The following is a 23,003-nucleotide window of genomic DNA, read 5'->3' on the forward strand; positions in this document are numbered from 1 at the left end:
GATTTGCTCCGATCCAGGGAGATGCCCGTCCCCTGGCTCGTCGTGACGGTCGGAGCCAGGCCGCCGGCGGTCCGGCGAGGGATTTGGATTCTTTGGAGAAGCCCGCGGATTGCTGAGCGCAGCTGCCGGCTCCTTCGATGTACCTCGTCTGTCGTGCGGCACCCTCATTGGCGTCTTGCGCCAGCCAAGCACGCCTTCTCGAGATGTGCAGGTGCGAAGACCAGGAATTTCTCTCAACAGCGTTGAGAGTTTGAGCCAGGCGGATAGGCCTGGAAGAACTGCCGCAGGCGGCAAAAATCGCATGGAGCAGTTCCAACTGCGACCGCCTGCCGTGCCGCTGCAGCTGGATGATGCATAGCAATTGCTATACAATTTAACGATGAAGACTGCTCAACTTCCCCCGGTTCGTGTGACGGCTGCCGTTCGAGAGCAGATAGAGGGCGTGCTGCTCGAAGGTGAAACGCTGTCGCATTTTGTCGAGCAGGCGGCGACCGATGCTGCTCGTCGCCGCAAGGCACAGCAAGATTTCGTGGCGCGTGGACGCGCCTCGCTAGCCCGTGCGCTCGAATCAGGCGAGTCCTATGCGGCAGACGAGGTGCTCGCTGCGATGAAGTCTCGGATCGACATCGCACGCAAGGCTGTCGAAAGGGGGCGCAATGGCATCTCGAAACGGCGCGCGTGACTTACCTTGTGCGCTTGACGCGTGAGGCATTGGAAGATCTGCAGCGTCTTGAAGCCTTTCTCCTCGAGGCGGCTCTCAAGCACGGAGACTGGGAACTGCCGGATCGCGCACTACTGGCCATCCGGAGAGAATTCCGCATCTTGGAGTCCAATCCTTTCACCTGTCGAATTGCCTTCGACGACCGATTGGAGCGAGAGCTCGTCATTCCGTTTGGTGCCTCGGGCTACGTTGCCTTGTTCCATATCATCGGTGAAAGAGAGATCGTGGTGTCTGCCATCCGGCATCAGCGGGAGGACGACTATCACTGACCGTGAGGTCGTCCACGCCATCAGGCATTGGGCCCCAGTGCCCCTCCTGCGTAGTCACCGTCCAGTGCATCGCCCGAGAGGCGGCGAGTCTCAGGTATGTGCCGTCTCGTCTTGCTGCGCCTCGCGTCGGCCCGAATAAAGCGAACGGAGCGTAGGGCTTGCTGCGATGTGGAGCGTGACACAAGGAGAACGAAATAGCTGCCACTTCCGGCTTTCCCTCCATCGCCGATGCGGTTCAAGCTGCCATTGGCCAACCGCCTGGCGTCGCGGGCTCAGGCGGGTCTCGATCCTCTGCCCGTGGTCAAGTTGTTCGGGCCTGACGTGAGGCCACTTGGCTGGTGAGCGAGATCGACTCCGAGGACGGGATATCGTCTTCGATCTGCGCGATCTCGAGCTCAGTTTCCGGGAGCCGGGGTTCGTGAGCCTTGGTGGTTTGACCGACCTGCGCGGCGTGTCGGGCCTGCCGATCGCACTGGACAGCATTTCCCGGTCGACTGGCGTCTGAGCGCCTTCGCGTAGGAGGCGCGCATGGCAGAACGCATCCAGGCCTGAGCGCCTCGCCGCCGGCGTGGCCGGCGACCTTCTTTCTGTCTCTTCCTTTCTCCGTCCTTTCCGTTCTCTGTTGTGCGTCGGTTCCGCCTTGCGCATACCCGGTACGAAGTCCGAGGCAGCTGTCGACTCTGATTTCTGCCAGTGGGCTCGACGGCCGAACCACTCCAGCCTTCGAGGGGCGCGGCCGTTGCGCCGGTCGGGGCATCTTGCCTGTGCCTGTGCCTGTGCCTGTGCCTGGCTCGCGTGCGGTGCGCGGACGGCGGCGACGCCTGGACGCCGATGCGCGCGAGGGTCGGAGAAGGGCCGGCCGACCGGGGAATCGTCGCGGGTCGCCGAGTGGCCGTGCATGCACGGCGGTCACTGGCCAGGCCGCTCGCCTCGGCGTTCGGCGGTTCCTGACAGAGCCGGAGGCGCGCGCTTCACAGCGGCCTCGATGGCACGCCGCCCTGGGGCGGTGCGGCGTCGCGTGCGGGTGCCTGCGGCCTGTCCGCGTGGCCTCTGCGTTCGAAGCCACCTCTTGGCCGACGCATAGCGCGCACGGGCCGCTGTCCAGGGCTGCGGGCTTTGCCACCGTCCTCACCCGGTCCTCGCTGCACTCGGCTGCGGCTTGCGGGCGGTCCCTGGACATCGGCCCTTTTCGCGCGCTGTTCATGCGTCGAGGCGGCTCCGAAAGCAGATGTTCAACCACCGCGGCACATGCCGCAGAAAGGCCCAGCCATGCACGCGAACTCAACGTCCAGCGCCACCCCGCGCGATGCGGGTCGCCCGGATCACGCGGGGACCCCCACAGCCACGGGCGTTCCCCCCGCACCCCCCGAGGACTCACCCAAAGCAGGTGGGGGTGTTGCCCCAACCCCGGACACCGCTGCACGGGGGCGGGACCGCATGGACGTGCGGCAGGTCGTGACGGACCGGATCATCGCGATGCTGGAGAAGGGCGGCAGCGTGTTCCGCGAACGCTGGACGCGGGCGGCGGCGCGCGGGGTGCCTCGCAACGGCAAGACCGGGGCGCCCTACCGCGGCGCGAATGTGCTGCTGCTCTGGGAGGCGGCGATCGAGGCGGGCTACGCGTCCAACGTGTGGCTGACCTACCGGCAGGCGCAGAGCCTCGGCGCCCAGGTCCGCCGGGGCGAGCGCGGCGTGCTGTGCGCGCACTTCGAGCGCAGGGCGCGGGAGCACCTTGACGATGCCGACGATGTCCTCTCGGATGGCGGCGTGGATGAGGAGCCCCTGACGGCCCGTTCCGGTGTGCGCGCGGGCGTGCTGCTGTGCCGGCCGTTCTGGCTCTTCAACCTGGCGCAGATCGAGGGGTTGCCGCTGGAGGTCGTGGACCGGGGCATCGCCGCGCCGGCGGCTTCGCAGGGTCCCGTGGAGCGGGCGATGCGGCTGCTCGGGGGCTGCCATGCGACGATCCGGCACGGGTTTGACCGGGCGGCCTACCTGCCGGCGCTCGACGAGATCCGTCTGCCGTGGCCGCGGCAGTTCACGAGCGCCGAGGCGCTGTGCGCGACCGCGCTGCACGAGCTGGTGCACTGGACCGGCCATCCCGAGCGGCTGAACCGCAGCTTCGGGCGGCGTTTCGGCGATGCGGCCTATGCGTTCGAGGAACTGGTGGCGGAGCTCGGCAGCGCGTTCCTCCTGGGGCAGTGCGGGCTGGTCGATGCCACGGTCGAGGGGCATGCGGCCTACATCGACGCCTGGCTGAAGGTGCTGCGGGCCGACCGCACGGCGATTTTCACGGCAGCGCGCCTCGCGGAGGAGGCGTTCGCGTACATCGTGGCGCGGGAGATGCCTGCCTTTGGGGAGGCCGCGATGGACTGAGGGCGCAATGCGCAGGGTGTCGCGAGGTCTCAGAGGGAGCCGTTGGCGATCTGGTCGAGGTACAGCTGGAAGCTTGTCCTCGCGCGGTACACCCCAGCGATGCCGGCCGTGCCTGGCGCCGGAAGCTCGTAGATCGAGTATTCGAGTGTCCCGTCTGCGAGCAGAAACAGTTCCAAGGCCCGGTTCACGAGGTCGAGTGCCTGCCGCTCGATGATGTCGAGCGCGGCCGCGAACAGTGCGCGCTGCGTGTCGAGGTCCAGGCCAGTTTCGGCGTTGAGACAGACAAGGCCGCAGTGGATCTGCGCCTTCGAATGAAGGCCGCCGAGGTTGCCCGGACCGCGCCACGAAAATCCACGGCGTTGTTGGTCACCAATGCGAAGTCTTCCGCCAGCACCTTCTCCATCAGGTCGCGGTCGAGCATGCCCTGCCAGCCTCGATCCCGTACGCACGTCGATTCGAAGTGGCCGCACGCAACGGCGATCTGCCGAAGCCGCGGGGTCAGGCATTCGTCGATGGGAAACTTGAGCGTCGTTGCGCCGGCGGCTTGGCCGAGCCGAGCCGGACGGGCCGGCCTCGTTGCGGATGCACCTGGGCATGAACTTGCGCGGCGGTCCGCGGGTCGCTCGTCAGCGAATACTCATCCAGCACGCGGTCTTCCGGGATTCCCTTTTCGAGGGAGGACAGAACGGTCTCGATGGGCAGCCGTGTCCCCTTGAAGCATGGCTTGCCGCCCATCACGCCGTCGATCTTCGTGATCAGTTCGTCCGCTGTATCCACCACTTTGGCGCGAGCGAATGCCTCGGACACAATGGCCGTGAAATCAAGCTGCAGGCCAATCCTCGGGTCCACGATCATCCAGTCGATGTCCTTCGCCATGTCATGAAGGCCGATCAAGTCTTCCCTGGATTTCGAGCGCGCAACGCGCGCGGTCAGCTCGCTCAGGATGTTCTTCCGAGCCGATGCCACAAGCCAGTCGTCCGACTGGAAGAAGAAACTTGCCCCGCAGGGCCAAGATTTACGCCAAGGTCGGTGCCGTCGGACCGGCGGAATTCGCACGCAACATGGGCAAGCACCGCGGAGAGGTCTGAGCTCGTCCGGCGAAAGTTCAGGTTCCCTTGAAGCGACTGATCCGCTCAGCGCCGCAGCGACCGAAGTGGCGAATGGGACTCCTCTGCGGCGTGGAGGACCCGCGAGAGCATTGTCCGCAGTCATGGTTCATCACACGTGCACTTGCCATCCAAGCAGGCGGACGGTGCCTGCAAAGCGTCAGTTGGATGGCATCCCTTCAAGCGTGTCCACCGCGGCCTGCAGCCCGCCCAGCACACGCTCGGCGACCCATGGCGAGAAATCCTTCGGCAACTGCGCCTGCACTTCGCTGATTGCGCGGGGCGTGCGTTCAATCAGCTGCTGGATGATGGCTTCGGCGTCGTGCGCATAGCCTACCTGTCGGGCGGTGCTGTTGAAGTGCCGGCGCTGGATGGCGGCCATGGTGTAGTGCTTGCTCTTCCCGAGAAGCGCCATGGCCATCTTGACCTCGCGTGGCGCCCACTGGTTGGGGCCCTTGCCGAGGATGGGATAGGCCGACATCACGTCATACATCTTCGTCAGCCGGAAGCCGCCGCCGGCCAGCAGATGAATGCTGAAGTTCTTCGCATGTCCATCCGGCGCGCGCAGCAGCCAGAACAGGACCTGCGAGGCCATCAAGGTGCGCATGTCATCCGCCGCGGTCGCGGACTGCTGCAGCAGTGCAAAGAGCTTGCGCAGGCCGGGTCCGCCTTCGCTCTCGTACTTCATGAGCGGCGACGTCCCCGTCGCCTGGCAGAAGTCTTCCTGGGGCAGCCGCAGGAGGCGGCCGTTCGAAATGCGCCTGTCAAAGCGTTCGACGACGAGGACGCGCTGTTTCCCGAACGAGGTGATGGTGGCGTCTGCCGTGGAGAGCCCGTAGGCGTGTAGCAGCTTCAAGCACAGCCACTCGTTGTCCACCGAGGTGGAGAAGTCGGCCCGGACGCCGCCGATCAGGCCCAACGGGAGCTTGAAAATGTGCGTGGTGGGGGTGGCGCCCCGCGGCTTGTGCCAGGCGCCGTTCCACCACAGATAGGCATCCTTTTCCTGCGCGCCGGCCAGGGAAATGCGGAAGTCGTCGTCCGGGTCCTCAGAAGCGCCGAACTTGTCGGGACTGACGACGCTCAGCAGGTGCCGCTCGATGGACTCGTCATCGACCTGCACCGCTTCCACCTGATCGGTGGCCGTGGGTGTCTGGGCCTCGTCGAGAAGCTGAACGGCGCCCACGCAGTCGCGCCCGATAGCGCGCAGAAGAGGGAAGGCGTCTACCGAGCCGGTCTTGAAGCGCGCCGCCACGCGCTTGCGAATGGCATTGCTCTCGGGCAACAGGTTGTCGAAGTAGTGTTCGACGGCGGCGCCCTTGATGGGCTCGTTGTGCGGGTTGAAGGGCAGGGACAGGGAAAGCGGGCGACCGACGTCCGATCGAACCCAGGCGTCGTCGTAGTGAAGCTCCATGTCGCCGCGGGCAGGGATTGTCCAGCGGCCGACGCGTTCACCGTTGGACCAGAGGCCGAGGGACTGGCTGTGTGACCGACGGCCCATTTCACCACTCGGTCGTGCGTGGCCCGGCCACTGGCGCGCCGCGCCCGCCCAGCTTCAGCTCGAGGCCGAGGGCCGAGCACCAGGTCAGGAGCTGTCTGACGCTCAGCTCATCAGGATGAAGCTCAAGGTGGGAGATCCGGTTCTGGCTGAGGTTCAATTTGGCGCCGATGGCCGCCTGATTCAACTTCATTCGCTTGCGCGTGCTGCGCAGCAGCTGCCCCAGCTGATCGCCAGACACCAGAGGTTGGGCGGGAAGCATATCCATGGAGTATCCGTATTCGTGCTATCTGCATTTTATCTTGCATTCAGATAAATTCCAGATAACTGAAAACAGGATAAACGAAAAACAGCACAAACTCAGCTACTCGAAAATGCCGCGGGCGCAATGCGCAGGGTGTCGCGAGGTCTCAGAGGGAGCCGTTGGCGATCTGATCGAGATACATCAACTGGAAGCTTGTCCTCGCGCGGTACACCCCAGCGATGCCGGCCGTGCCTGGCGCCGGAAGCTCGTAGATCGAGTATTCGAGCGTCCCATCTGCGAGCAGAAACAGTTCCAAGGCCCGGTTCACGAGGTCGAGTGCTTGCCGCTCGATGATGTCGAGCGCGGCCGCGAACAGTGCGCGCTGCGTGTCGAGGTCCAGGCCAGTTTCGGCGCTGAGACAGACAAACAGGGCCGCAGTGGATCTGCGCCTTCGAATGAAGGCCGCCGAGGTTGCCCGGACCGCCGCCGCCACGAAACTCCACAGAGTTGTTGGTCACCCATGTGAAGTCTTCCGCCAGTACCTTCTCCATCAGGTCGCGGTCGCGCATACCCTGCCAGCCTCGATCCCGTACGCACGTCGATTCGAAGTGGCCACGCGCAACGGCGATCTGCCGAAGCCGCGGGATCGGGCATTCGTCGATGGGAATGCACCTGGGCATGAACTTGCGCGGCGGTCAGCGGGTCGCTCGTCAGCGAATACTCATCCAGCACGCGGTCTTCCAGGATTCCCTTTTCGAGGGAGGACAGAACGGTCTCGATGGGCAGCCGTGTCCCCTTGAAGCATGGCTTGCCGCCATGGCGGTTGGGCCTTCGGCAGGGCCAGAGCGGGACATCGGGTCTATGCTGAAAGTTATAACTTACGAAACTCCATGATTGGGGGTTTTTGCAAGGTATGGCTTGCATCGTCGCTCTGACATGGTGGGTATCAGCTATAACTGGCAGAACTGCCAATTTTCTCTATAATGTCAGCCATGGCTGACAAAATAAGATTGCCAGACGAGCTGGGTCGCCAGCTGCGAGTGCAGCGCGAAGCGCTAGGGATGAGCAAGTCCGAGCTTGCCGAGAAGGCCGGCAAGGTTCGGGAAGTCATCTACCGGCTTGAATCCGGGGAAGACGCCACAGTGTCCTCGCTGCTCGCCGTGCTGGGAGCACTCGGTCTGGCGCTGCGATTGGAGCGGTCTGGCTTGCCTTCTGCCAGTGAAGTCGCTGCGCGATTCCACGACGACGACGATGCTCCCTGAAAAGATTCGTCTCCTGAATGTCTCGATCGGGGACGCTGCCCAGGCGGGCCAGTTGCTCCGGACCTCCACCTACGAGTTTCGGTATCTGGCGCCGGACGCGGAGCAGGCGACGGTGGCCCTGCTGATGCCGCCCAGCGAGCGCCTCACCTGGCAAGACGGGGACCTGTTTCCCCCGATGGACCAGAATCTTCCCGAGGGCGACCTGTTCATGAGGATCCGGGAGCTGTTCCCGAAACAGCCGATGACGCCGATGCACATGCTGGCGCTGGTCGGGCGCAACGGGATTGGGCGGCTGGGCTACAGCCTGGCCGACCAGGTTGCACCCTCCTTGCCTCGCACGCTGAGCAAGGCCGAACTGCTGGGCACGAAGTACACGCCGGAGGTTTTCAGTGAGTTGGTGGCGGCCTACTTGAGCACGGGGGCGGGCATTGCGGGCATGCAGCCCAAAATCATGGTGCCGGACCGATCGACGGTGCCCATCCCATCGCTCATTGTCAAGGCGGCAAGTGCGGCCTACCCCGGGCTGGCTGCCAACGAGTATCTGTGCCTGACGGCCGCCAAACGTGCAGGCATCGATGTGCCGTCGTTCGCATTGTCCGACGATGGTCAGATGCTGGTCTTGGACCGCTTTGACCTGGTCGTCCATGACGATGGTCGGGTCGAGCGGCTCGGCTTTGAAGACATCGCGGCGCTGGCGGGGCTGCGGGTGCGCGACATCTTGTCGGACCGCAAATACCATGGCAGCTACCAGCGTGTCGCCGAGTTGCTGCGCCAGTTCCAGCTTCACAGCAGCAACCTGCATCGATTCTTCGAGCAGGTGGCCTTCTCCATCATGGTCCGCAACGGCGATGCGCACCTCAAGAACTTCGGATTGCTCTACCGCTCGCGCCAGGACGTGTGGTTGGCGCCCATGTTCGATGTGGTGACAACCTCCATCTACAGGTACACCCAGTCCCCGGGCGGCCCTGAGCTCGAAGACCGGACACTTGCGCTCAAGTTGTTCGCGGGTAAACACCAGACGAAAGCCTATCCGACAACCGAAGAACTGGTGGATTTCGGCCGCCGCATCTGTGGTGTCGCCCAGCCCGTCGAAGTGATTGACCGGATAGCGGCTGCCATGGGCAAGACCCTGGACGAGGCCAGAGGCGACGCGCGTGTCACCAGGGCGCTATGGGAGCAGATGGCGCGAGCCTGGGAAGAGGGCCGCGCGCACGCGCGATGAACGGCCCGCGCCGGCCGGTGCTTTCTCTGCCGCGGTGCATGGCGGCGCTCCTCACATTTTGCCGGCAGCATCTTCTTGAGGCGTTCTGGTTCCGTTGCATCGCGGGTCCGCGCGCCACACAGGCGCTTGGAAGGTCGAGATGCATTGGCCGCGCGTTGGAAGGACTTTTCAGCGTGTCCGTACCGACTCCGTGGTCGGCCGGCACGCAAGCTTTCGGTCCAACCTGTCACGATAGCTGCATATGGGATAAACGGGAAATAGCATCCAACCAGCTATCGGAAGCGCCCCGCTTCGGGCTGAATCTCGGCGCCCGCCGACGACCAGCGTGACCACAGCGGGCTTGCCGTTCGGATTTGCGTTTGAATCCGAATCTCCCCATGCCCGCGCCGCGACAGATGCCTGTCGGCGATGCTCGAATGGCCGGTGGTATGCGCGTGCGGTGGCCGAAGCGCTAAGGGAAAAGCCAAGACTGCAGGCGGGTTGCCGGCGACTCTGGCGCATGCCGCTTCCTCCATCAGTGCGCAGCTTGCCTGAGCGGCGGCACTTTTGCGCGCGAAAAGAACGGCTATGAGCTGGGCAGGGGGCAGCCCGGCATTCACGCAGACCGGCACTTTCGCGGCCAGATCGTCTCGAGGCTACGATTTGGGTCTTCGCTACGGATTTGAAACGTCGCATCGACGGTGCGCGGCTGTCGGCCGCGAACTGGTGGGCCTGTACTGGGACATCGGGCAAGCCATCCGTGAGCAGCAGAGACGCCGCGTATGGGGCGAAGCAGTAGTCGATCGGCTCGCGCGCGACCTCAAGGCTTTCTTGGCAAGGACGGCAGGGTCTTCCGCTGCAAGCCTCTGGCGCATGCGCCAGTTCCACGAGACCTACACCACGCCGGAGTTTCTCGCACAGCTTGTGCGAGAAGGCGGGCGCGACACGCCGCGCCGCCGGGGATCCCGGGCGCTGGCGGCCGCCAGCCAGTCAGAACTCGCACAGGCTGTGCGAGAAATGGCAGAGGCCATGGGGCCACCATGTCAACCTGCTGGCCGACTGTGATCCGCGCGTGGGACACGCGTCACAACACCTCCTTCGCAGATGGGCCCCCCGTGCTGCCCTCATAGCCGCACAAGGACTTTGCCTCCGAAGTTTCGACGTCGTCCTGCGACCGGCGGGTTGGGCGCAACTGTGCATGTTGACAGGCGACGCGCGATCGTCCCCGCACTAGGCTTTGCCTCGTCGATCCGGTGGCGGCAGCCCGGACCACGTCCCTGGACTTCCGGAGGTTCCCGATGCACATGCGCGTTCCGATTCGTTGTTTCCGAGCGGCCGGCGCGATGGCCGTCACGCTGGCCACGCTTGCTTGTGCTTCGGACGCCCCCGGGCCCGATCGGTCCGAGGGCTTCTCGACCCTCGTGGCGCTAAGCGCGACGCGGCTCGATCTGTCCCGGCAGGTGGCGCTGACCAAATGGGACAGCCGCCAGCCGGTCGCGGACCCGCCGGGCGATCCGCGCGAGCAGGAAGTCGTTGCGGCGGCTGCGCAAGCGGCGGGCGCGCGCGGTTTGCCAGGAGAACTGGCGACCGCGTTCTTCACCGACCAGATCGAAGCGAGCAAGCTCGTCCAGTTCGCGCTCATGGCGAGCTGGCGGCGCGAGGGAGGAGCGCCGGCGGAACCTCGCGCAGACCTGAGGAACGAGCTCCGTCCGGCGCTCGATCGGCTCCGCCCCCGGTTCATCGACGAACTTGCCGCGATCCGGTCGCTGCGCGAGCGGCCGGATTGCCGCGAGCGGTTGGCGCATGCGGCCGCGCGGCACGTCGACGCGCATGGGCTGTCGCCGCTGTTCGCGATCGGGCTGGACCGCGGCCTGGCACGCGTGTGCGCCGAGTGAGCGCATGAACTTCCGGCAAGGACTTCGGGTCAGGAGGCCTTGCGGACAAGCCGCGGGTCCGGCTGCGCCACGCCGAAGAAACCGGAAAGTGCCAGGCAGGGTTTGCAGCACAACCGTGCTGCAATGTACGTACGAGGTCTGACCATGCCGACAACCACCATTCGTCTGGATGACGATCGCGAAGATCGCATCTCCGCGGCTGCGGACCTGGCAGGCAAAACTTCCCATGCTTTCATCGTCGATGCCGTCGCTCGCGCAGTCGAGCAGGTCGAAGCACAGGAAGAGCTGCATCGCATCGCCGAGAAGCGCTGGGCTGCGTATTCCAGCGCATCTGATCACTCAATCCGGCCCCATGGTCGCCATGTCCGGTGCTCATGAGCATCGGAAAGATGAATTTTTATACTTTAGTGTGATTCGGAAATTTTTGGGTCAGCGAATGTGGATAACTTTGCCGGTCAAAAGGGGAGGCACGGGAGTATTCACATTCGCGGCTCAAGCACCGATGCTCTGAAGCGGGGTTAGCTTTTTCGAACCGAAGCGACCTCAGGGAGCCGCGCTTCAAACTCGGCCACGAATGTGGCCAAGTCCAAGTCCAACGCGATCAGCCAATGTCGAAGCTCGACGAAGTCGACTCGCCGAATGCCTGTTTCGACCTTGGAAACATCGCTCTGGAGCATCTTGGTCCTCTTGGCGAGTTCCGCCTGCGTCAGACCCCGCGCCACTCTGAATTCTTTTAACAGCTTGAGAACGAGCCGACTTTCCCGGCTGTAGATTGTTTTTTGCATGGGCCACTTCCTTGTGACCCTGAGGCTGAATTCGAATATCGGATATGCGAAAATCGCATAGCTGATCGACGCAAAAATGCGTGTTCGACAGGCCCGTCGATGATTGCCCCCTCGTGAATGCCGTGAGCGGGCTTCAGCTCGTACCCAGTTCCGCCGGGAGTGAAATTCACGAACACCGTGGATGTTTCTTTGCTAGCATTTTTTCAAGACGAGAGCCGCAAGAAGCCCGGTACGCCACTGATCAGAGGCGCGTCGCTACAAGCAAGGAAACAGATGCGCAAACGGACTTGGGAGAAGACGGAAGCGGCGATTGCCGCACTGGCAAGTGCTGAGAACGAGGAACCTCCCACGTCGCGCGGGCGCAGCGGCATCGTCCGCTACATGTTCGACTTGCCCGAGCAAGCACGGCAGGAACGTGACGCGCTTGTGGCGGCGGCCAACAGGCTCAATGGCGCATTGCCTGTTCGGACCCTGGATGCCTCCTGTGTGCATGCTTCAAGCTGGGCGAACCGTCACTCCAGCGCATTCTTGTCACAGGAGTACGTGGCCCTGAAGGAGGAGATCCGTTCCTCGGGAGGAAATGTCCAGCCGATCAAGGTCCGCCCGATTCCAGTGGGGTCTCCGCGAGCCGTGTTGCCCGGAGCAACAGAGGCGGCAGCACCTGCGCAACAGTATGAGATCGTCTACGGCCATCGGCGGCACCGAGCCTGCCTCGAACTCGGACTTCCGGTGCTGACGCTGATCGAAGATCTTTCGGATGCCCAGCTGTTCGCGCAGATGGATCGGGAGAATCGGCAGCGGGAGGATCTGTCGCCTTGGGAGCAAGGGGTCATGTACGACCGAGCGCTGCAGGAAGGACTTTTTCCGTCCATGCGCCAGCTGGCCGAGACCTTGGGCTGCAATACTGCGACCGTCAGCCGTGCCGTCGCGCTTGCACGGCTCCCCGACGAAATTGTTGTTTTGTTTGCCTCCCCTATGGACTTACAAACCCGTTGGGCCGCGCCGCTGACCAAACTAGCCTCCGAAGGATTGCAGGTCGGTCTCGAACAGGCCCGCACGCGTCTGAAGGGAAATCCGCGGATGACTCCGTCCGAGATCTTTGCGGCGCTCACTGCGACAGATTCAGCAGCCGGAAATCGGAGGTTCAATGCCAATCCGGAGACATCGACCCTTTGCCTCGGTGGTCGACGAATCGGAGAAGTCTTGCAGGACGCAAAATCCGGAACGACGGTTCGCTTCTACGAGAAGTTGCCGCTGCCCATGTTCAGCGCTGTAGCGCAGGGCATTCAGCGCGCGTTGGACAAGTTTTGAGAGCCGTGCCCAACGTCACACCCAATCAACCGCTAGCAGCAGCAGCGGAGCTGCCACTGGTGCTCGATCTCGCCCGACAGATCTTCGACGTGATCGACGGGCGCCAAGCCCTGTCACCGACGAAGTTCATCGAGATGGTGGACCTGGATCTTGATGCCTTCGCTATCAACGCGCACGTCCATCGAAGCACGATCACTCGTTCGCCCACGGCACAAAACATCCAGTCGCATATCCGCGCGACCTTGCAAGTACTTGCTGCCGTGATGAAGACATCGGGAGGCGACCTCCAGCCCGCCATCTTCTGGTACAGGAATGAGTCGCTCGCCGCGTTTGATCACAAGACGGCTGAAGCGCTGGTGGCTGAAGGCCGGGCCGCCGACGTGCTCGATCTACTGGCGTCCTACCAGACCGGGTTTGTGGGGTGAGCAGCCTTGAGCTGATCGTTGACCGATGGACGACACCGCACATATCGATCTGATGCCCGAGCCGTCGGCGCCCAAGCTGATGTTCTTCGGCGATCCGCACGGAGACTTCGAGCCGGTGATCGCCGCGGTCGAGGGCTACCGGCCCGAGGCAATCGTCCTGCTCGGCGATCTCCAGCCTCGCCAGCCACTGCACGTCGAGCTGCAGCCGATCTTGGATCGCACCGGAGTCTGGTTTATCCACGGCAACCACGACACCGATGCCGACGCCGACTACGACCACCTGTGGGGATCGGAGCTCGCGGATCGCAACCTGCATGGCCGCATCGTTTCCATCGCTGGCTACCGGGTGGCGGGACTGGGCGGCATCTTCCGCAGCAAGATCTGGGACCCGCGGCGCCCGATCGAAGCCTCGTTCTTTTCGGACATTCATCCCCGGATTCTCGGCGTCACGCCGCCGCGCGGTGCCGGCGCTCCCCATTCATTCGCGCACCGCGAAGGCGAAATCCTCTCCTGGCTGCAGGCCCACGGCGCCTCCGGCGAACCCTGGGTCGCGCTCGACGACGCCGAGTGGCAATTCGACCGCCACAATGACCGGCTGGTGGTCTGCGGGTCCTTCGTGGGCTTCGACGCCGAAGCCTGCGCTGCCTTGCGCGCCCACTTCGAAAGGACCCACTCGTGAAGCTATTGATCCTCTCCGACCTGCATCTCGAGTTCGCACCTTTCAAGCCGGTGCCTGATCTCGAGTTCGACCTCGTCATCCTCGCCGGCGACATCCATTCGCCGGCCAAGCGGGCCATCGAGTGGGCGATGACGCGCCTTCCCGGCAAACGCGTGATCTACGTGCCCGGCAATCACGAGTACTACGGCGGCCGGCTGGGCACGACGCTGGCCGCTGCGCGCACCACCTCCGAAGGCAGCCATGTGCACCTGCTCGACGGCGACGAGCTCGTGATCGATGGCGTGCGCTTCCTCGGCGCGACGCTCTGGACCGATTTCGCGCTCGCGATTGAGGCACCCGAAGGGCGGGTCAGCGACGTCCCATGGGCGATGAAGCAGGCGACCAGCGTGCTGAACGACTACGCGCTGATCCGCACGGTCGACGACACGTCCGAGCCCAACACCTGGGGGGACATACTGGGCAGGCCGCTCCAGGCGGCCGACACGCTGCAGATCCACCAGGCCCAGCGGGCATGGCTGCAGGCGAAGCTCGCTGAACCGTTCGACGGTCGAACAGTGGTGGTGACGCACCATGCGCCGCACCGCGGTTCGCTCTCGGCGCAGTATGCCGACGACTGGGTGTCGGGCGCGTTCGTGAGCGAGCTGCCCCACGACTTCTTCGAGGTGCCTGTGCTCTGGGTGCATGGCCACACCCACCAGAGCTTCGACTACCGAGTCCGTGGCTGCCGGGTGGTGTGCAACCCGCGGGGGTACGTACGCCGCATGAGCGGTCGGATCGAGAACCAAGCGTTCGATCCGGCCCTGATCATCGACGTGCCACCGCCCGAGGACGACTGGCGACCATGAAGCTGTTCATCTTGTCCGACCTGCATGCCGAGTTCGAGTCCTTCGAGGTGCCGCAGGGTCTGGACTACGACGTGGCCATCCTGGCCGGCGACATCGTGGCGCCCGGGCGGGTCGCTGCACGCTGGCTGCGAGACCCGGCCCGCTTCGGTGACAAGCCGATCGTGCAGATCGCAGGCAACCACGAGTACTACGAGTCTGTGATGGGCCAGGAGCTGGCGGAGATGCGCCGCCAGGCACAAGCGCACGGCATCCATTTCCTCGACGGCGATGAGGTCGTGATCGCGGGCGTGCGCTTCCTGGGCTGCACGCTGTGGACCGACTTCGGCCTGCCCATCGACGACCCGGGTTTTGCGGGGCAGCCGGTGCGCCAGCTGTCGGACCGGCACCGGTCGATGGAGGCGTGCACGCGCTACCTGGCCGACTACGCCGCCATCCGCGTGGACGACCCGCGCACCTCGAATTCGCGGGGCACGCGGCGCCTGATGCCGATGGACACCTTGCTGATCCACCGCCGGCACCGCGCCTGGCTGCGCCGCAAGCTCGCCGAGCCGTGCGACGGTCGCACAGTGGTGGTGACCCACCATGCGCCGCATCGCGGATCTCTCGCGCCGCGGTTCGCCGAGGACTGGGCTTCGGGTGGCTTCGTCAGCGAAATGCCGGCCGAGTTCTTCGATGCGCCCGTGCTGTGGGTGCATGGGCACACGCACGACAGCTTCGACTATCAGGTGGGCGGCTGCCGGGTGGTGTGCAACCCGCGGGGGTACATGAACTGGCACGGGGAGTTCGAGAACAAGGACTTCGATCCTGGGTGGGTGGTGGACCTGTGATCGACGCCGCTTCTCTTACCAAGGGTGAGATCCGGATTGCCGCAATCCGGGGCGCCGAGCTCGTCGCTTTCCTGCACGAAAGCCAGGGCGGCGAGACACGGTCGGTCATCATCGAGTCCGCAAGGCCCACGGTGCGTGCACCTTCGCGTGCTGGAGGGAAAGCGATCACCTCTCCCCGGGAGATGCTGCCTCCGCCCGCGGCGGACTTTCGCAAGCGGCGTGTCCCGCAGGTCGGCGATGCCGCGGCAGTGGCCATGGAGCAGATCGGGTTGGCCTTGAGACGCCTCGGTCTTGATCGCTTAGCCCGCCGAAACGATCTCGCGGGCGCCTATGTGGTAAAGGCTACCGCCGAGCAGATCCGTGAACTGGCCGCAACGCCAGGGATTCAGGCCATCCGGCTGAACCGGCGGCATCGCAATATCCGCAAATCTGACACCCTCGCGCCCGAGGGCCTAGAGCGCAAAAAAGCATGACCATCGACGACGCGACCAGACGCTACAAGCACACGGGCAGCAGAGTGCCGGACTTCCTCTTCGCAGAACACTTCGACCACGAAGCCAAGGTCCTCACGATCACGGCCTGTGACTTCGACAGCGCAGCCTTTGCAGACATCATCTTGCGGCACCCGGAGGTTGTCGCTTTCGAAGATGAGACCGGCCCCTACGCCACACCTGCATGGTCTGTAATGGCCGTGATCGCGGGCACGAAGTTCTCAGCGCGCGTGGTGCGCCAGCGGCTCTATGGCAAGCCCGGCGGTGTCGGCGCAACGGTGCGCCTCACGCCGCTCTAGAACGGCTGCACCGTGGCCCATGGACGCAATCGGGCAACACCTGAATCTCGTCGCGGCCCTTCAGTTTTCGCCAGCACGACGCCGTGCGGGTTCATGTCCGTCCTCACTCTAGGTGGCAGCCGCGGAGCGGGAGACTTATAGCGGTGCAACCAGCCCACAACGGGATGCAAAGTGCCGTACGAGACCTTCGCAGACGTGGGAACGCGGCTGCCGTGGTTCATCGAAGAGGTCTACAACGCCAAGCGGCTGCACTCGGCGCTCGATTACCGCCCACCCAACGAATTCGAATCCCAGTTCACTCAGCAGGCGGCTTAGTTCTGATGACCCCGGTGGTCCAGTCGATGGGGTTCACTCCAATCTCGAGCCAGAGATCGGTGGAATCCAACACGCTGGCCGTTGACCTCAATTGCGCTGCTCGTGATCCCTTTAACCCTTGGTCACGGCGGCAGTCCGCCGGCCCACCTCGCGACCGCTTCCGCCACCGCATGCGGCTGCTCCGGTACCATCGCGTGGCTGGCGCGCGGGATGACCTGTACGGTCACCTTGTCGCCCAACACCGCCTTCAACTCGTTCCGGGTCGCCGGCGGCCGCCAGGGATCGTCGGCGCCCTGCAGGTCCAAGATGGTCGAATGGCTGACGGGCCACCATTGGTCCTTGGGCGGGCGGGTCTGCGCGTCGCGGTACGCGGCAGACAGTTCTGGATACCAGCCCTCCAGCCATGGGGTGGGATCATTCCCTGGGGCGAAGAAGGCGTGACGCAGTGCGGCCAGGCGCGCGTCGCGGGGTTGCGTGGGATTGGCGGCGACGAGCAGGGACGGTTGTACCCCTGGCGGAAATGTACGGGCCGCGGCTGCGAGCACTACCACGCCGCGAACGAGCTCTGGGTACCTAAGGTCGGCCACGCGCGCCACGAAGTGGCCGTAAGCGTGCCCCACGATCACGGCGCGGCCGTCTCCGAGGCGCCGCACCGCGAGCGCTACATCGCCGGCCAGCGCATCCAGGCTCAGCTCTTGCATCTGGCCGCGGCTTGCGCCCATTCCACGCGGCTGCGGGCGAAGCACCTTGAAACCCTTCGTCGCAAGCAGATGCGCGAGTTCGTCGTAATCCTCAGAATCGCGCTGCGACGACGGCAGTAACACCAATGTCGGTCCCGTGCCTTCGACGATCACATCCAACTGAACGTCCCCCTCGCGCAGCAGCTCGCGCCGGCGTGCCATCATCCCGCCCCCACGATGCGCGCAGGCAGACAGCAGCGAGAGGGCGCCCAGCGCCGCAAGCCATGATCGGCGGCCGTGCGACGCAACTTTTTCTGAAGTTCTCATTTGGTTGTCTCCTTCGCCTAGTAGTCTAGGGAGCGGCGCGAGCTCTGCCATGCGCTCGGCGGCAAGGCTGCTATTCGGTCACTGGCGCCGTGCATAGCTGAATCGGCGTATGGCGGTGGCAGCACGCATGCCTGACACCGCACCGCACTGCGACGACGGCGACCTATCCTGAACTTCCGTCACTTGCTGGAGGCTAGCGATCTGGCCGAGGACATCTTTAAGCAGGTCAACGCCTCCCTGGTCAAGAAGGGATTGCTTCTGAAGAGAGGCTCCATCGTGGACGCCACGATCATCGCGGCGCCCAGTTCGACCAAGAACGAGAGCGGCGAACGGGGCCCTGAGATGCACCAGACGAAGAAGGGCAACCAGTGGCACTTCGGGATGAAGGCGCACATCGGCGTGGATGCCGATTCGGGGCTGGTGCACACACGGTGATGACCACTGCGGCCAGCGAGGCGGACGTGGAACAGGTGAGCGGCCTGGTGCACGGCAAAGAAGATGCAGGGTGGGCAGACTCGGGCTATCGGGGAGCACAGAGCCGAGTAAAGCGGGACGTGCAATGGAACATTGCAGGCCGACCCAGCGACATGGCAAGGATGCCAGAGGGCCGGGTCAAGATCAGAGCGCGCAAGCAGGAGTTCCATAAGGCCCGCATCCGGGCGAAGGTGGAGCACCCGTTCCGCGTGATCAAGCGGCAGTCCGGCCTCGCGAAGGTGAGGTTCAAAGGGCTGGCCAAGAACACGGCGCATGTGATCACGCTGCTTGCGCTCTCGAACCTGGGATGATCAGAAGGAAACTGATTGCGATGATGGGGCAGGGGCGCCCGCAGACAGCGTGAATGGGCCACAGAGGCTCTCAAACGCATGGGATTCCCAGTGAGACAAGCCTGCGAGCGCGACGGGCCAAACACGCACCTTCGCCGGCAAGCCAATTTACGATTTCATCTAACGTTCCCTAGAGATCGCCCAATAGCCAGGTCGCAAGCCTCTTAGCCTCCTCGGCATTGACTTGTGCATTGGCAGGCATCGGCACGCTGCCCCAAGCGCCGGCGCTGCCCTTCATGATCTTCCCCGCCAAGGCATCGGCGGCACCGACTTGCCCCTTGTAGCGCCCTGCGATGTCTCTGAAAGACGGCCCGACAAGCTTCTTGCCGACGTCATGGCAGGCCATGCAGGCTTTGGCTGTAGCCAATCCCTGATCGGCTGTCGCAGGTACGCACAGGACAAGGGAAAGCAACGGAAACAAAAGCAGATGCTTGGTTCGTTGCGCCGCAGATCGGCGCCGGATCGCGATGGAGGGCAGAGGCATCTTCAGAATATTGAAAGGAAGGAATGTCATCTCAAGCGGAGTTGGAGCGCAGAGGCAGGCTGCGCAGCCGTTGACCGGTGGCGGCAGACACGGCGTTCGCCAAAGCTGCCAGCACAACCGACGTACCGGGTTCGCCAATGCCACCCGGCGCTTCCCGGCTCGGCACGATATGGACCTCCACCTTCGGCGCCTCCGACAACCGCAAGACCCGATAGTCATGGAAGTTGCTTTGCTCGACACGGCCGGCCTTGATGGTGATCTCGCCCCACAAGGCCGCGCTGACGCCGAAATGGATGCCCCCTTCCACCTGCGCCTCGACCGTGTCAGGATTGACGACCATGCCGCAGTCCACCGCACATACGACGCGGTCGACAACGATGTCGCCAGATGCATCGACCGTCACCTCGGCCACCTGGGCCAGGTAGCTGCCGAACGCGGCCAGCACCGCAACTCCGCGGCCACGCTTGGCGCCTTTCGCCGCCGCGGGGCGCAAGGGCGCATCCCAGCCCGCCTTCTGGACCGCCAGTTCCAGAACCGCCCGAGCACGCGAACGCTCGGGCAGCAGCGCCAGGCGGAAGGCCACGGGATCCTTGTTGGCCATCGAGGCCAGTTCGTCCACGAAGCTTTCCACCACGAAGCAGTTGTGCGTGGGCCCCACGCCGCGCCACCAACCTGTGACCATGCCGCCCCCCGGCTCCTCGCGCACATAGTCCAGCCTGGAAGCGGGCCATTCATAGGGACCCAAACCAGCCTCGACCGCGTCGTGATCCAGTCCATTGCGAAACAGGCCCGGCGCGACGCGAGCCATGATCGACGAGCCGACCACCCGGTGCGTGATGGCGGTCGGGCGACCTTGTGCATCGATCGCCGCACTGAGCTGGTCGACATAGGCCGGCCTCAGAATGTCGTGCTGAATGTCTTCTTCTCGCGACCAGATGAACTGGACCGGCCCTTGTACGTTCCGCGACAAGGCCACCGATTGCTCGACGTAGTCGGCTTCGAGCCTGCGCCCGAATCCGCCGCCTATCAGGTGGTTGTGGATGCGGACCTTGTCGGCTGCGAGTCCCGATGCGCGCGCCGCGAGGTCGCGGGCGCGTGTCGGTGCCTGCGTGCTCACCCAGACGTCGCAGCCATCCGCGCGAAGGTCCACGGTGCAGTTGATCGGTTCCATCGCCGCATGGGCGAGAAACGGCGAATGGTAGATGGCCGTGAGCCGCTTGGCCGCGCCGCGCAGCGCCGCGTCGGCATCACCCTGCGCACGCGCCACAGCGCCATCTTGCCGTGCGAGACCATCCTCCAGCTTCTTGCGGATCCCGGCCGTCGACATGCTCGCCGCCGGCCCGTCGTCCCAGACGACTTTCAACGCTGCAAGTCCCTGCTTTGCAGCCCATGAATGGTCTCCGATCACCGCCACGGCGTTGTCGATGCGCACCACCTGGCGTACCCCGGGCAAGGCCAATGCCGCGCGATCGTCCACGCTCACCAGCTTGCCGCCTGAAGCAGGGCTTGCCGCAACAGCGGCATAGCGCATCTTCGGCAGCCTCGCGTCGATGCCGTAACGCGCGCGACCATCGATCTTTTCCGCGGCATCGAGCCGCTTGACCGGACGCCCGATGAGCTTGAAGGCTTCCGGTGCCTTGAGGGTGACTTGCTGCGGCAACGGCAAGCCGGCCGCCCGCTGGCTCAGTTGCCCGTAGGCGAGTTGCCGGCCGCTGGGCGCGTGGATCACGACACCGTCGTGCGCGCTGCACTCGGCCGCCGCAACACGCCATTCCTGCGCGGCCGCCTCGACGAGCATGACACGCGCCATGGCGCCTGCCGTCCGGAGCGGCTCCCAAGCACCCTGAACGGAGTTCGAGCCCCCGGTGATCTGCGCGCCGCCGGCTCGGGGGTTGCCATAACGGGACGCATCGGGCGGCGCATGGGCGAGCTTGACGCGGGCGAGCGGGATCTCGAGTTCTTCGGCGATCAGCATCGACAGGGCCGTGTAGGTTCCCTGGCCCATCTCCACACGGGGCATGGTCAGCGTGATGGTGTCGTCGGCATCGATCCGGATGAACGCATTCGGCTCGAACGCAGCGCGCTTCTCGGTGGCGGCCCGTGCGCCCGCACCGTTGAATGCGACGCCAAGTGCGAGCGATCCGCCGGCAACCAGGAAGACCCGCCGGGACACATCGTGCGAGGAAGCGTTCATGCCTTGCCCCCGGCATCGGCCGCGCGATGGATGGCCACGCGGATGCGCGAGTAGGTGCCGCAGCGGCAGATGTTGCCGGACATCGCCGAGTCGATCTCGCCGTCGTTGGGCTTGGGCGTTTGCTTCAGCAGCGCGCAGGCCGACATGATCTGGCCCGACTGGCAGTAGCCGCACTGCACCACCTCTTCGTCGAGCCAGGCCTTCTGCACGCTGCGGCCCAGCGCCGTCTGCCCTATCCCCTCGATGGTGGTGACGCGCTTGCCGCTGATCGCCGACAACGGTGTCTGGCAGGCGCGGACGGCCACGCCGTCCAGATGCACCGTGCATGCGCCGCACAGCGCCATGCCGCAGCCGAACTTGGTCCCGGTCAGGCCGATTACGTCGCGCAGTGCCCAAAGGAGCGGCATGTCGCCGGGCAGGTCGAGTTCGGTCCGCTGGCCGTTGAGTTCGAAGTTCATCATCTCAGGCCACCGCAATCGCATCGACTTCGATCAGCCAACTCGAATCGACCAGCCCGGCCTGCACCACCGACATCGCCACCTTGTGGTCGCCAAGGTAGCGTTGACGGATCTCGGCACCCAGACGCCAGTCCTCCCGGTTCGCCAGCCAGATGGTGAGCTTGGCGAGGTTCGTACGCTCCATTCCGGCCGCCTTCAGCGTGGCGTCGATGTTGGACCAGACGCGGGTGGCTTGAGCCTCGAAGTCGCCCGCCAAGCGGCCGTCGGGCTCAAGTCCCATCGTGCCGCTGATGAAAAGCAGCCGCTCCACCGAGGAGGCCTCGATGGCCTGGGCGTAGGGGCCGATGGGCGTGAAGATGTCCGGTGGCACATGCACTTTCAACATGGGAGCTCCTGCAGCTTTGTCAGAGAATGGGCAATTAGGCATGGGAAAGGCGGCTCGGATAATGCGCTTTGGTCATCTCATGCCATCCATTTTTTGCATGACACATGAGTGAAATCTCGATCACAGCATTGCGCGTGTTCCGCGCCGTGGCGCGCTGCGGCAGCTTCACCGCCGCGGCTCGCGATCTCGGCTGCGCCCAATCGGCGATCAGCCGGTACATGGCCTCCCTGGAAGAAGGCTTGCAGCAGACGCTGGTGCTGCGCGGCCATCGCAGCGTGCAACTCACCGCCGCGGGCGAGCTGTATCTCGAGACAGTCAATCGCGCGCTCGATGAGCTGGATCACGGCGCGATGCGAATCGCGAGCGGCGGCGAACGACCGACGGTCAAGGTGCTGGCCATGCCGTCGTTCGCTTCGCGCTGGCTCATCCCGCGGCTGGCGCGGCTGCACCTCGCACGCATCGACGTCGAGATCGAGCTCGCCACGTCGATCTGGGACGCCGACTTCCGCAAGGAACGGTTCGATCTCGCGATCCACTACGGCGACGGTTCCTGGCCCGGCGCACAGCTGCTGATGCATGACAGCCTGGTTCCGGTAGCTTCACCCCGGCTGCTGAAAGGCCAAGCGCTCGCGCGCATCGGTGACTTGGACCGGTTCCCGTGGCTGCATGACTCCCTGCGAAGCAGCAAGTGGTCTCGATGGCTCGCAGCCTCCGACGCGGCAGGCTTGTCGAGCGCCCGAAGCATGAAGTTGCAGGACACCGAGGCAACGCTCACTGCGGCCGTTGCGGGTCTCGGCATCGCCATCGGTCATGTCGTGCTGGTCGACAACGATGTGCGGGAGGGCCGCCTGGTGGAAGCCTGGCCACGGCATGCGCCGCTTGCCGCCGGATATCACCTGATTTTTGCTAAGCGAGCTGCGCGAAACCAGCCCGCGCGCGCGCTGGCGGAGTGGTTGATGAAGGAGGCCGTCGAGTTTCGCAAGACACTGGAGGCGCCCCCCGTCTGAGCGTTGGTCCGATGCGAGCTAATGGCCTCCGTTGAGGTTGAGCCTGGCCCTTTGCTGCCCGACTTTCTAAGCGAGGGTCGCATACCAAGTTAGTAGGCCCT

General features: G+C 64.5%; 27 protein-coding genes and 3 pseudogenes. 18 read left to right on the top strand and 12 right to left on the bottom strand.

What is annotated here, in order from left to right; translation table 11 throughout:
* The first annotated feature begins 379 nt into the window (after nt 1–379).
* The 3 genes from AC1DSC_RS15860 to AC1DSC_RS15870 all read left to right on the top strand — a co-directional run bounded on the left by AC1DSC_RS15860 (nt 380) and on the right by AC1DSC_RS15870 (nt 3,363).
* On the top strand, nt 380–682 hold the full coding sequence (locus AC1DSC_RS15860; protein ID WP_015865959.1) for a YlcI/YnfO family protein: 303 nt from the start codon (nt 380–382) through the stop codon (nt 680–682).
* Entirely contained in the window at nt 679–990 is a 312-nt protein-coding gene (locus AC1DSC_RS15865) for a type II toxin-antitoxin system RelE/ParE family toxin (RefSeq protein WP_015865958.1), read from the top strand. Before AC1DSC_RS15860 ends, AC1DSC_RS15865 begins: the two co-directional genes overlap by 4 nt.
* A gap of 1,437 nt (nt 991–2,427) precedes the next feature.
* Nucleotides 2,428–3,363 carry an ArdC family protein gene (locus AC1DSC_RS15870; RefSeq protein ID WP_015865956.1) on the top strand — a complete coding sequence of 312 codons (936 nt, stop codon included), beginning with the start codon at nt 2,428–2,430 and terminating at the stop codon, nt 3,361–3,363.
* Between the two features lie 184 nt (nt 3,364–3,547).
* Here AC1DSC_RS15870 and AC1DSC_RS15875 read toward each other — a convergent pair whose 3' ends face one another.
* The 6 genes and pseudogenes from AC1DSC_RS15875 to AC1DSC_RS15900 all read right to left on the bottom strand — a co-directional run.
* Nucleotides 3,548–3,877, bottom strand: a complete 330-nt coding sequence (locus AC1DSC_RS15875; RefSeq protein WP_329601378.1) for a DUF5615 family PIN-like protein — start codon at nt 3,875–3,877, stop codon at nt 3,548–3,550.
* The gene (locus AC1DSC_RS15880; RefSeq protein ID WP_478131825.1) at nt 3,862–4,329 is read right to left on the bottom strand and encodes a DUF433 domain-containing protein; all 468 of its coding nucleotides are present in this window, start codon (nt 4,327–4,329) and stop codon (nt 3,862–3,864) included. Before AC1DSC_RS15880 ends, AC1DSC_RS15875 begins: the two co-directional genes overlap by 16 nt.
* A 300-nt stretch (nt 4,330–4,629) precedes the next feature.
* Entirely contained in the window at nt 4,630–5,967 is a 1,338-nt protein-coding gene (locus AC1DSC_RS15885) for a type II toxin-antitoxin system HipA family toxin (protein ID WP_015865954.1), read from the bottom strand.
* Between the two features lies 1 nt (nt 5,968).
* Complete coding sequence (locus AC1DSC_RS15890; RefSeq protein WP_015865953.1) at nt 5,969–6,232, bottom strand: XRE family transcriptional regulator; 264 nt, start codon at nt 6,230–6,232, stop codon at nt 5,969–5,971.
* Between the two features lie 142 nt (nt 6,233–6,374).
* Entirely contained in the window at nt 6,375–6,701 is a 327-nt protein-coding gene (locus tag AC1DSC_RS15895) for a hypothetical protein (protein ID WP_018904967.1), read from the bottom strand.
* A 206-nt stretch (nt 6,702–6,907) separates the two neighbouring features.
* Nucleotides 6,908–7,132 (bottom strand): annotated as a pseudogene (locus AC1DSC_RS15900) (DUF433 domain-containing protein); the annotation flags it as partial.
* A gap of 68 nt (nt 7,133–7,200) precedes the next feature.
* Between AC1DSC_RS15900 and AC1DSC_RS15905 the strand changes: the two are divergent.
* From AC1DSC_RS15905 to AC1DSC_RS15925, 5 genes are all read left to right on the top strand, one after another.
* Complete coding sequence (locus tag AC1DSC_RS15905) at nt 7,201–7,470, top strand: helix-turn-helix domain-containing protein (protein WP_150106895.1); 270 nt, start codon at nt 7,201–7,203, stop codon at nt 7,468–7,470.
* Nucleotides 7,427–8,692, top strand: a complete 1,266-nt coding sequence (locus tag AC1DSC_RS15910; protein WP_412512262.1) for a type II toxin-antitoxin system HipA family toxin — start codon at nt 7,427–7,429, stop codon at nt 8,690–8,692. Before AC1DSC_RS15905 ends, AC1DSC_RS15910 begins: the two co-directional genes overlap by 44 nt.
* 567 nt (nt 8,693–9,259) lie before the next feature.
* The gene (locus tag AC1DSC_RS15915; RefSeq protein ID WP_080515792.1) at nt 9,260–9,736 is read left to right on the top strand and encodes a DUF1016 N-terminal domain-containing protein; all 477 of its coding nucleotides are present in this window, start codon (nt 9,260–9,262) and stop codon (nt 9,734–9,736) included.
* Nucleotides 9,737–10,014: 278 nt separating this feature from the next.
* Nucleotides 10,015–10,566 (top strand): chorismate mutase, encoded by a 552-nt coding sequence (locus tag AC1DSC_RS15920; RefSeq protein ID WP_041945873.1) that lies wholly within the window; start codon nt 10,015–10,017, stop codon nt 10,564–10,566.
* A gap of 144 nt (nt 10,567–10,710) precedes the next feature.
* A complete protein-coding gene (locus AC1DSC_RS15925) occupies nt 10,711–10,944 on the top strand; it encodes a CopG family ribbon-helix-helix protein (protein ID WP_478081104.1) in 234 nt (77 codons plus the stop codon).
* A gap of 140 nt (nt 10,945–11,084) precedes the next feature.
* Here AC1DSC_RS15925 and AC1DSC_RS15930 read toward each other — a convergent pair whose 3' ends face one another.
* Nucleotides 11,085–11,351 (bottom strand): helix-turn-helix domain-containing protein, encoded by a 267-nt coding sequence (locus tag AC1DSC_RS15930; protein ID WP_015865950.1) that lies wholly within the window; start codon nt 11,349–11,351, stop codon nt 11,085–11,087.
* Nucleotides 11,352–11,510: 159 nt separating this feature from the next.
* On the opposite strand from AC1DSC_RS15930, the gene AC1DSC_RS15935 reads away from it, so the two are divergent.
* The 8 genes and pseudogenes from AC1DSC_RS15935 to AC1DSC_RS15970 all read left to right on the top strand — a co-directional run.
* Nucleotides 11,511–12,662, top strand: a complete 1,152-nt coding sequence (locus AC1DSC_RS15935; RefSeq protein ID WP_150106894.1) for a ParB/RepB/Spo0J family partition protein — start codon at nt 11,511–11,513, stop codon at nt 12,660–12,662.
* Between the two features lie 5 nt (nt 12,663–12,667).
* Nucleotides 12,668–13,087 carry a DUF2384 domain-containing protein gene (locus AC1DSC_RS15940; RefSeq protein WP_150106893.1) on the top strand — a complete coding sequence of 140 codons (420 nt, stop codon included), beginning with the start codon at nt 12,668–12,670 and terminating at the stop codon, nt 13,085–13,087.
* A 25-nt stretch (nt 13,088–13,112) separates the two neighbouring features.
* Nucleotides 13,113–13,766 (top strand): metallophosphoesterase family protein, encoded by a 654-nt coding sequence (locus tag AC1DSC_RS15945; protein WP_436042084.1) that lies wholly within the window; start codon nt 13,113–13,115, stop codon nt 13,764–13,766.
* Nucleotides 13,763–14,611 (top strand): metallophosphoesterase, encoded by an 849-nt coding sequence (locus tag AC1DSC_RS15950; RefSeq protein WP_015865946.1) that lies wholly within the window; start codon nt 13,763–13,765, stop codon nt 14,609–14,611. Before AC1DSC_RS15945 ends, AC1DSC_RS15950 begins: the two co-directional genes overlap by 4 nt.
* Entirely contained in the window at nt 14,608–15,438 is an 831-nt protein-coding gene (locus AC1DSC_RS15955) for a metallophosphoesterase (RefSeq protein WP_015865945.1), read from the top strand. The genes AC1DSC_RS15950 and AC1DSC_RS15955 overlap by 4 nt, the downstream gene beginning before the upstream one ends.
* Complete coding sequence (locus tag AC1DSC_RS15960) at nt 15,435–15,911, top strand: hypothetical protein (protein WP_041945801.1); 477 nt, start codon at nt 15,435–15,437, stop codon at nt 15,909–15,911. The genes AC1DSC_RS15955 and AC1DSC_RS15960 overlap by 4 nt, the downstream gene beginning before the upstream one ends.
* On the top strand, nt 15,908–16,228 hold the full coding sequence (locus tag AC1DSC_RS15965; protein WP_015865943.1) for a hypothetical protein: 321 nt from the start codon (nt 15,908–15,910) through the stop codon (nt 16,226–16,228). The genes AC1DSC_RS15960 and AC1DSC_RS15965 overlap by 4 nt, the downstream gene beginning before the upstream one ends.
* A 177-nt stretch (nt 16,229–16,405) precedes the next feature.
* Nucleotides 16,406–16,543: pseudogene (locus AC1DSC_RS15970) on the top strand (IS3 family transposase); the annotation flags it as partial.
* 122 nt (nt 16,544–16,665) lie between these two features.
* On the opposite strand, the gene AC1DSC_RS15975 reads toward AC1DSC_RS15970, so the two are convergent.
* Nucleotides 16,666–17,550 (bottom strand): alpha/beta fold hydrolase, encoded by an 885-nt coding sequence (locus AC1DSC_RS15975; protein ID WP_015865942.1) that lies wholly within the window; start codon nt 17,548–17,550, stop codon nt 16,666–16,668.
* A 165-nt stretch (nt 17,551–17,715) separates the two neighbouring features.
* On the opposite strand from AC1DSC_RS15975, the pseudogene AC1DSC_RS15980 reads away from it, so the two are divergent.
* Nucleotides 17,716–18,388: pseudogene (locus AC1DSC_RS15980) on the top strand (IS5 family transposase); the annotation flags it as partial.
* Between the two features lie 116 nt (nt 18,389–18,504).
* Here AC1DSC_RS15980 and AC1DSC_RS15985 read toward each other — a convergent pair.
* The 4 genes from AC1DSC_RS15985 to AC1DSC_RS16000 form a co-directional block, all read right to left on the bottom strand.
* On the bottom strand, nt 18,505–18,786 hold the full coding sequence (locus tag AC1DSC_RS15985) for a c-type cytochrome (protein WP_015865941.1): 282 nt from the start codon (nt 18,784–18,786) through the stop codon (nt 18,505–18,507).
* 103 nt (nt 18,787–18,889) lie between these two features.
* The gene (locus tag AC1DSC_RS15990) at nt 18,890–21,052 is read right to left on the bottom strand and encodes a xanthine dehydrogenase family protein molybdopterin-binding subunit (protein WP_015865940.1); all 2,163 of its coding nucleotides are present in this window, start codon (nt 21,050–21,052) and stop codon (nt 18,890–18,892) included.
* A complete protein-coding gene (locus tag AC1DSC_RS15995) occupies nt 21,049–21,513 on the bottom strand; it encodes a (2Fe-2S)-binding protein (protein WP_015865939.1) in 465 nt (154 codons plus the stop codon). The genes AC1DSC_RS15990 and AC1DSC_RS15995 overlap by 4 nt, the downstream gene beginning before the upstream one ends.
* 1 nt (nt 21,514) lies before the next feature.
* The gene (locus tag AC1DSC_RS16000; RefSeq protein WP_015865938.1) at nt 21,515–21,895 is read right to left on the bottom strand and encodes a RidA family protein; all 381 of its coding nucleotides are present in this window, start codon (nt 21,893–21,895) and stop codon (nt 21,515–21,517) included.
* Between the two features lie 104 nt (nt 21,896–21,999).
* On the opposite strand from AC1DSC_RS16000, the gene AC1DSC_RS16005 reads away from it, so the two are divergent.
* The gene (locus AC1DSC_RS16005; protein WP_015865937.1) at nt 22,000–22,902 is read left to right on the top strand and encodes a LysR substrate-binding domain-containing protein; all 903 of its coding nucleotides are present in this window, start codon (nt 22,000–22,002) and stop codon (nt 22,900–22,902) included.
* The last annotated feature ends 101 nt before the right edge of the window (nt 22,903–23,003 follow it).

Source organism: Variovorax sp. 01N425 (assembly GCF_056399465.1).